Here is a 2,571-nt window from a genome sequence, read left to right on the forward strand (position 1 = left end):
TATAAGCTAAATAATTAGTTGAGTCTAATTCAAGTACCTTATTATAAGCATCGATAGATGGCTTAGTATTTATAGCAGTATTAAGCATATCTACTATTGCTTTTTGTTCATTTTCAAGTTTTTCGCGATTTTTCTCATTCACAATAGCGGTAGAGTCATTTGCTATTTTTTGTGTTTTCAATTTTTCGGCTTGTGTTTTCAATTTTTCAGATTGATAACCTGCCCAGTAAACAAAAACTAATCCTATCGCAATCAAGAGAATTGTTACGCCGATAATTCGTATTTTTCTTTTTTTCCTCTTAGCTTCAAGAGTGGATAAAATATCTTCAAGATGACTGTTTTTAAATTCTTCCATCTTTTAGTCCTCAATCATTTTAAGTAATCTAGTTTTTAAAATATCATTAGCTGTAGTGCTGAATGTTTCTGAATTCATTAGTTCCGGCAAAGCTTCTAAAGCCGTTATATGATCTTTTCTTTTGGATACTTGATGAATTGGGAAATAACTCGTCACAGTTATAAAAAAACTACTTAGTGTAGTAAACCCAATAGTATTGAACTCACCCCTAAGAACATATATTGCTATTACAATTAAGGCTAAAATAAGAATACCAAGAAATATTCGATAGTAAAACTTTATCAATCGTTTCTCGTGTAGAACAAGTTTGTTGATTGTTATGGAATCAGTACTCACTTTCCTATATCTCCTTCACAAGAATGTAAAAATATATTCATTTTGTTTCTCTTCAATTTTTTAGTAATAATAGTACTCTTTAACTTCTTTCTCCAATTAAGATACATGCCTTAATTGGTCAAGGATGATGAACAAACATTAATCTTTATTCATCATCCTCAACAGTTTCAGTCCGCCGCGGCGAACTGACTTCCACTTTTAACTTTCCACTTTCTACTGCCCCGCCGGCGGTTCCGGTGGCACATCATTTCCTTTATCCTTCCCTTTGCTTTGGGGCCAGGGGGACTTAAATAACTTCAAGGTCACCGGGTCGTTTTTATATGCCATCATACCGGCTTCGTTAATGCTGTTAATAGTATCATATACTTTTCTATGCGCTATTTTTCTCGCAATGGTATAACTCTCCGATTGTTCAACCATCACCGAATATTCTCGAAATATTACATTCAAATTATCTCTTAAAGCCTCTCCCGTTGCCTTAAAATCATCCGGTAAATTTGCCTCTGCAAGTTTGGTTTTATTGTTTTCAAGAACCGTAAAAACCGCCGGAAGGACATTTATCATCTTAGAAGCATCTTCTTCGGTATCTGCCAAATTAGAAGGGAAACTTTTATATTCGGGAGAATCTTCAGTAAATACATTCTTTACCCCAAATTGAAGGGTTTTTATCCATTCGTAACAATCGGCGCAGACCGCTTTAACCGCAGCAAGTTTTACGGCATTTTCTTTCTTCTTTTCATCAAACGTTTTAAAACCCTTAGCCTTTTTAATATTGGCGTCAAAAGTATCAAAATAAGCTGCCGTTAAACCTTTTTTAGCAAGCTTTTCCAATCCTCTTGTGGTATCTAAAGTGATCGTCGCTTGTTTAAATAACACAGTTCTGGAAACCGGAATACCATATTTAGAATCAGCCATAACCATCTCTCCTTTAATTATTGTTTGTTATTAGTTTAAAACTCATTTTCATAATCTTACCTGTCAGCCTTTGGCTGAATCATACTTGTCAGCCTTTGGCTGAATCATACCTGTCAGTCTTTGTCTGAATCATAATTTTACCTCTGCGTTCGTTGTCCCGCTTCACGGGATAAACTCTTTCTTTGCGAACGTGGCGAGAAATAATACTGAGCGCAGTCGAAGTATCTCGCAAAGCACGCCACGAACCGCAGCGATCGCTACGAATTCTTTCCCATTCTGATAATAAACTTCTAAAACCTGTCTCATGAAATCTGTAATTATTTTTTGTTATTAGTTTAAAGATCATTTTTCAAGTAATCAGTTATCAGTTCGCCGCGGCGAATCAGTTTTCAGTCTGTCTTGGAGAATCAGTTTTATGTTTTTACTTCTAGCTCCTGATCAATGACAAATGACTCCTGACCAATGACTTTCAATTTTCTACTTTTCACTTTCTCAGCCAAAGGCTGATCCGCCTTGGCGGAAACTTTTCACTTTTCTAACCTCCTTTATTTGCAGTTCTAATAACCCGACCATAAAGATACCCAGGTCAAAACTGAATAAAGTCTGTTTTTAAGCAATTTTAGCTCTTATTGCTCAATGAATAGTCTTTAATCTTATACAAAATCATCTTTCCCTTATCATAAAAGTCCTTTTTCTCATACAGGCTGTACTTCCGGTCACCTTAGTAGTCCATCCAACTGTACGAAGAGTTCTTCGGATCGTACGAAGAGTTCTTCGGATCGTACAAAGAGTACTTCGGATCATACAAAAAGTTCTTCGGATCGTACAAAGAGTCTTCCGGTTCATACAAAGAGTTCTTTGGTTCATACAAAGAGTCCATTGGAACATACAAAGAGTCATCAGGTTCGTACAAAGAGTATCTCAGAACGTACAAAGAGTTCTTCCGATCATACAAAGTGGCTTCC

Annotated in this window: 2 protein-coding genes; both read right to left on the reverse strand. The window is 36.0% G+C overall.

Features of this window, described 5'->3' with window-relative positions; all coding sequences use genetic code 11:
* The coding region (locus tag Q8M88_RS06260; RefSeq protein ID WP_305595481.1) for a hypothetical protein at window positions 1–355 on the reverse strand (355 nt) is incomplete at its 3' end.
* A gap of 549 nt (window positions 356–904) precedes the next feature.
* Complete coding sequence (locus Q8M88_RS06265; RefSeq protein ID WP_305595483.1) at window positions 905–1,606, reverse strand: hypothetical protein; 702 nt, start codon at window positions 1,604–1,606, stop codon at window positions 905–907.
* Between the last annotated feature and the right edge of the window lie 965 nt (window positions 1,607–2,571).

The sequence above is a fragment of the Phenylobacterium sp. genome (assembly GCF_030693805.1).
Classification (GTDB): domain Bacteria; phylum Pseudomonadota; class Alphaproteobacteria; order Caulobacterales; family Caulobacteraceae; genus Phenylobacterium.